Genomic DNA, 5,346 nt, shown 5'->3' on the forward strand with positions numbered 1-5,346 from the left:
GATCACCTTCCACTGACGCGGAATCACCTCCAGCGTCTCGGTGATGTCCTCGCCAAGCTTTGCCAGCTTGCCAGAACCGCAGCACGGGCAGCTCGCCGGCGCGGCGATGACGACGCGCTCGCGCGGCAGATGCTCGGGAAACGGCTTCCTGGACGGACCCTTGCGCTCGAAGGCCCTGACCGCCGAGGACCGTGCCGCCATCTCGGCCGCCAGTTCGTCTTCGCCGGCGTCCGCTTCCAGTTCCTCGAGCTGCAGCTCCATCTGTTCGAGAAGCCGGGCCTTGCGCTCCGAGCGGCTGCCATGGATGTCGCGCTTCAGCTTCTCAATCTCCAGCCTGAGCCGGGCGATCAGTGCATCCGAATGCGAGTTCACGGCCTGGGCGCGAGCAGCGAGCGCCTCGGCTTCACGGCGGGCCGCACGCTCGGCGAGGATCATCGCATGCGCGCTGGCAAGGTCGTCGGGAAGCTGATCGGCCGCATCGGTCATGGCGGGATGGAATCATATTCGCTCCCGCCGTGCCAGCGGTTTTGCTCATCCCGCCGACGTCGGACGCCAGGTTTTTTGCGGCATTCGCCAGTCGATGCCTTCGAGCAAATAGCCGAGCTGCGCGGGCGTGATCACCACCGTGCCGTCGGCCGCGGATGGCCATATGAACCGCCCGCGCTCGAGCTTCTTCGTAAACAGGCAGGCACCTTGGCCGTCGTGCCAGATCACCTTGATCAGGCCGCCGCTCCGGCCCCGGAAGACGAAGAGATGGCCGCTCATCGGATCGCGCTTCAACGTCTCCTGCACCATCAGCGACAGGCCGGGAAAGCCTCTGCGCATGTCGGTATAGCCTGTCGCCAGCCAGACCTTCACACCGCTCGGGACCGGGATCATCGCCGCTCCAGCACATCAAGAATCCGGCCGAGCGCATCGGTATCGATGTCGCTCTTGACCCGGAGGCGACGCCCACCGCCAAGCTCGATCGTGACGATGCTTGCCTTCTTGCGCGCCCGGCAGACCGGCGGCGGCTCGGCCGCGATCGCCGGCGCTGGCAGCGCTTCGACGACCTCCACCGGAACGAGGCGCGGGACGGACGGCGCAGAGATTTGGCAGAGCTCCTTGCGCCAGCGGAAGAGCACATGGATGCCAGCCGAGTGAGCGATCTCTGAAACACTTGCGCCTGGCTCAAGCGTCGCCGCGACCAGCCGCTCCTTCTGTTCCCGAGACCAGCGCCGATGCCGCTCGACCGACGTAATGACCTCAATCTGATGCTTCGTCATAGGACTACTCCTAGTGTTTGCACTAGGACTTGCAGCCCTCAGCCTAACTCAGCAAGGCGGCCATCACCGGAGGGGTACGGCTGAGGTCAAAACATTCCAGATGCCAGCTACCCGACTGCCGACCCTCCCAACATGGAGTGGCAGCACGTGCGGCTGTTGCTGATTATAGAACAATGCCGGAACCGCATTACCGACGTCGAGAGGTGCGAACATGCGAAATGCAGAAGGCTGGCGAGACCTCGAGAAGCTGACCGCGCGCATCGAGACGATGTTGGCGCCGACAGGTGCTGTGGTGAAATCGCCCGACCGTATCCGTGACAAGGTAACGGGGAAGCTCAGGGAAGTTGACGCAGCCATTCGCCATATGGTCGTGTCCGTTCCCATCCTGATAACTATCGAATGCCGTGACAGGAGGGGCAAGCAGGACGTCCAGTGGCCAGAGGAGATTAAGTCCAAAAAGGACAGCTGCGTATTCCAGTGAAGTCGGCCGCTGATTCCGAAACGAAGCCGGCCACCCATTCCAAGTTCATTCCGGCCACGATTCCGATTTGAAGCCGGCCAGTCGATGTGCCCCTGGGTCGTTGTTTTGAATGGCTCGTGATTGTCGCGCGGTCAAGCGGCGGATGGTGTTTGACGCTGCTTTCGCAAGCTCTCGCCGGAAAGTTCGATGCGGTAGGCGTTGTGCACCAGGCGGTCGAGGATCGCGTCGGCAATGGTTGGATTGCCGATCATGTCGTACCAGTGTTCAACGGGCACCTGACTGGTGACGATGGTCGATCGCCTTTCGTATCGGTTCTCGACGATTTCCAGGAGATCACGACGCTGCTCGTCGTTGAGCTTCTCCGGGCCCCAGTCGTCAAGGATGAGCAGATCGGTTCTGGCGAGCGCCTTGAGGAGCTTGGGATATCGGCCGTCGCCGCGCGCCAGCGCAAGGGTGGCGAACAGCCTTGGAAGTCGGTGATAGGCGACGGAGAAGTCCTCGCGGCATGCCTTGTTTCCGAGCGCGCAGGCAAGCCAGCTCTTTCCGACGCCAGCGGGTCCGATCAACAGCAGGCTATGGCGCTGAGAGATCCAGTCGCGACCGGCGAGCTTCAGGAAGAGATTGCGATCCAGGCCGCGGGCGGCGTGGAAGTCAGCGTTCTCGATCTGGGTGTGTTCCGGCGTGCAAATTTGACCCCCTTGTGGAGTGCGCCCCTGAGGATGGACGGTCATCAGGCCGCTGTTTTGCCAGTCTGCCGGATGTGTTGATCCTCGAACTGCTGCGGGCTCAGATAGCCGAGCGCTGAATGAAGTCTGCGTGTGTTGTAAACCTCCTCGATGAAGTGGGGAAGGTGCTCGGTCACCTCTTCGAACGTTTCATAGGCCATCGGATAGACCGCTTCGACCTTCAGCGTCTTCATGAAGCTTTCTGCCTTGGCATTGTCATAGGGATTCCCCCTACGGCCCATTGAACCGACGAGACTACTGCCAGACAGGGCATCCCGGTACACCTGAGCTGCGTATTGGGAGCCGCGGTCGGAATGATGTATGCAGCCCGATGGCGGCCGGCGACGCTCTATCGCTGCCTTCAATGCTGCAACCGTCAGACGCGCGTCGATACTCCGACTGACGGCGTAACCGACGATCAACCGTGACCAGACATCGAGGACGACCGCGACGTAAATGAAGCGGGTAGGCAGCGCGACGTAAGTGATGTCGGAAACCCAGAGCTGGTTGGGGCCGGTCGGCACGATGTCCTTCGCCAGGTTCGGGAAGATCAGGCCATCATGATTGCTGTCGGTGGTGGCGACGAACCTGCGGCGAACCTTCGGATGCAGATCGTGTTGACGCATCAACCGTCTGATCTTCTTGTGGTTGATGACCAAGCCCTGCTGGCGTAGGGCCGCCCCTACGCGACGGTAGCCGTAGAATTCAAATTCATCGCAGATGGCAAACATCGCCTCGACGATAGAGGTATCATCGACAGGCTTTTCCGGGCTGTCATAATAGGTCGAGCGTGCGATACCCATTAGCCGGCATCCTTCGGCGACGGAGATACCAGCGGGCCGGTGATGGCGGATGTAGCTCCGCTTCTCGGCCGCGGTGCGTTTTTCAGAGCCCCCTTTAGAAACTCCAGTTCCAGCGCCTGTTTGCCAACGAGGCGCTCAAGCGCTGCAATCCGGGCCTCGTATTCCTGGATAAGGTCGGCGGCCTGAGCGTCATCGTCGAACGCGCCTTCCTCATACTTGCTCACCCAAATCCGGATCAAGTTGCGTGACACGTCGTGGCGCTTTGCCAGACCATGCAGAGTCTCGCCCGCGATAAACTCCTGCGCGACCTGCCGTTTGAATTGCATACGTGAATGCGATGTTTTGCCATGGGCTCCACTTTCGGAAACCCGGCAAGCCCGGTCAATTCATCAAGCCTATCTGTCCACCCTCAGGGGCGCACTCCAATAAGGGGTGAATTTTGGACGCTGATTGACACACACACCTAAGAAAGAGCAGCTTTTAACTTGGCGACAGGTTAGGAGCCACGGTCCGAATGGAAACATCGTGTTGACGCCGCGATTCGTCAAGAGCGCTCGTCAGCCAGTCCCTATCGACCGTAGACCACACATCGCTGGCCCACTCATAGCAACGCTCGACGGACGGCAGAAGGCAGCTTTGCGCCCTCGTCGACGAACAAGTATCGCGCTTAATCGGATCCTGCAGGCTGCTCCGCCTTCCTCGCGTTCCAAGTGTCGACGAGGAAGGTGGCCATCGTCCCGGACAAATTTACGGCAAGCTGCGCGTGCCGGGGAGCCGGCCTCACCCGCCTCGGCCCGAGACTATGCGCGTCCGATATCCGATTGCGCAGCGATCCCAACGATTCGACGACCGACTGGCAGTTGCCGAGAATCTGCTTGAACACTGTCTCGGTGTGGTCATCGGGTGCAAGCTTCAGAATCTTGGCCAGCCGTTTGTATAGCTGGGGCAGGTCGTCCTTCTCGTCGTACTCCTCGCCGGCTTCGACGATGATCCACTTGCAGACGTCTTCCAACAGCGTTCTTGCGAGCGTGATCGCGCCTTCTGGGTTGGTGTCGCGGCGGTCGAGCGCTTGCGTCCAGCGCGCGTGGATAGTGTCCGCGTCATAAGCTGCCAGTACCTGCGAGATACCCGTATCCGCCGGACTTCCGATGGCGGCATCCTGAACCTCATATACGGGGCTACCCGACATCCTGCGAACGATCGTCAGCTTGAAACCATCGTGGCGTATATGGTCGTTAATCGCGGCAACAAGCTCCGACTGCGTGTCCGGGGATTGGGCGAGTGGACTCGTGACCTCTTCCAAAAATTGGAAGAACTGCCGTTGTGAGCACGTCAATAGCCCCACATTTTCAAGGATTTCGCGATCGTCCCAGTCGCTGTTGCGAACTGTTGCTTGGTACAAATCGTCTTCCAGCGTTCGATCGCTGTATCGATCAGCATAGATTGAAGGCATCTTGTCGAGCGGCCAGATGCGTTTCAGGAACGCCATGTGGTCGTCGTCGGTCGTCAAAACCTTGGAATAAAAGATGGCGAGGATCCGCTTCCGCGTGAGTTCCGAAACCCTGGGCTTGCCGTGCTCGTCCAACTTCGACCGCGCCTCCGAGAGGCTGTAAGACTCGACATCCTCAAGAAGACGCGCGGCAATAGGGATCAACTCGGCCGCTGACTTCTCGGACAGGCGCCTTTCCGCATACTTGAATTTCGATTTGAAGGCCTCCTCTCGGTCGCCCGGAAGCAGGCCGAGCTGCGAACATAGGTTCGGCACCTCGTTCGCTGAATAATCTGAGATCGCCGCTGCAAGCTCTGATCGCAGCGCTTTTACTAGCGCCGGGGGGTATGCGTCTGAAGAGGCTTGCCGCACGCTGATTCGACCTCCTATTCAACTTCATCCGAATTCATAAATCCGTCGAGAGTTTCCGCCAACTGACGGGTATCAATCGACATGAGGTGCCAACTCTCTGTGCGGTGTCGCATGCGGATTTCGCTAGATCGGGACAGTCATTTCAGCAAGTCGCGGACAAGCGTTTCTCTAAGTCGCGGACAACGGGTGCGATCGAATTCCGGTTGCCTGG

Annotated in this window: 7 protein-coding genes and 1 pseudogene; 1 reads left to right on the plus strand and 7 read right to left on the minus strand. The window is 59.9% G+C overall.

From position 1 onward, the window contains the following. The 3 genes from ASD63_RS23990 to ASD63_RS24000 all read right to left on the minus strand — a co-directional run. The coding region (locus ASD63_RS23990) for an IS66 family transposase zinc-finger binding domain-containing protein (RefSeq protein WP_200953536.1) at nucleotides 1-486 on the minus strand (486 nt) is incomplete at its 3' end. A 45-nt stretch (nucleotides 487-531) separates the two neighbouring features. Next, a complete protein-coding gene (tnpB, locus tag ASD63_RS23995; RefSeq protein ID WP_027997154.1) occupies nucleotides 532-879 on the minus strand; it encodes an IS66 family insertion sequence element accessory protein TnpB in 348 nt (115 codons plus the stop codon). Continuing rightward, nucleotides 876-1,265 (minus strand): transposase, encoded by a 390-nt coding sequence (locus ASD63_RS24000; protein ID WP_060529924.1) that lies wholly within the window; start codon nucleotides 1,263-1,265, stop codon nucleotides 876-878. Before ASD63_RS24000 ends, tnpB begins: the two co-directional genes overlap by 4 nt. Nucleotides 1,266-1,476: 211 nt before the next feature. Here ASD63_RS24000 and ASD63_RS24005 point away from each other — a divergent pair, with 211 nt between their 5' ends. Then, nucleotides 1,477-1,746, plus strand: a complete 270-nt coding sequence (locus ASD63_RS24005) for a hypothetical protein (protein ID WP_060529925.1) — start codon at nucleotides 1,477-1,479, stop codon at nucleotides 1,744-1,746. A gap of 131 nt (nucleotides 1,747-1,877) precedes the next feature. On the opposite strand, the pseudogene istB reads toward ASD63_RS24005, so the two are convergent. The 4 genes and pseudogenes from istB to ASD63_RS24025 all read right to left on the minus strand — a co-directional run. Beyond that, nucleotides 1,878-2,414 (minus strand): annotated as a pseudogene (gene istB, locus ASD63_RS24010) (IS21-like element helper ATPase IstB); the annotation flags it as partial. 62 nt (nucleotides 2,415-2,476) lie between these two features. Further along, a complete protein-coding gene (locus tag ASD63_RS24015; protein WP_156624180.1) occupies nucleotides 2,477-3,325 on the minus strand; it encodes an IS3 family transposase in 849 nt (282 codons plus the stop codon). Beyond that, nucleotides 3,274-3,600: a transposase gene (locus tag ASD63_RS24020; protein WP_060529927.1), complete on the minus strand. Its 327-nt coding sequence runs from the start codon at nucleotides 3,598-3,600 to the stop codon at nucleotides 3,274-3,276. The genes ASD63_RS24015 and ASD63_RS24020 overlap by 52 nt, the downstream gene beginning before the upstream one ends. 341 nt (nucleotides 3,601-3,941) lie before the next feature. Beyond that, nucleotides 3,942-5,135 (minus strand): abortive infection family protein, encoded by a 1,194-nt coding sequence (locus ASD63_RS24025; protein ID WP_200953537.1) that lies wholly within the window; start codon nucleotides 5,133-5,135, stop codon nucleotides 3,942-3,944. Nucleotides 5,136-5,346 lie beyond the last annotated feature (211 nt).

It is taken from the genome of Ensifer sp. Root558 (genome assembly GCF_001427045.1).
Lineage (GTDB): Bacteria > Pseudomonadota > Alphaproteobacteria > Rhizobiales > Rhizobiaceae > Ensifer > Ensifer adhaerens.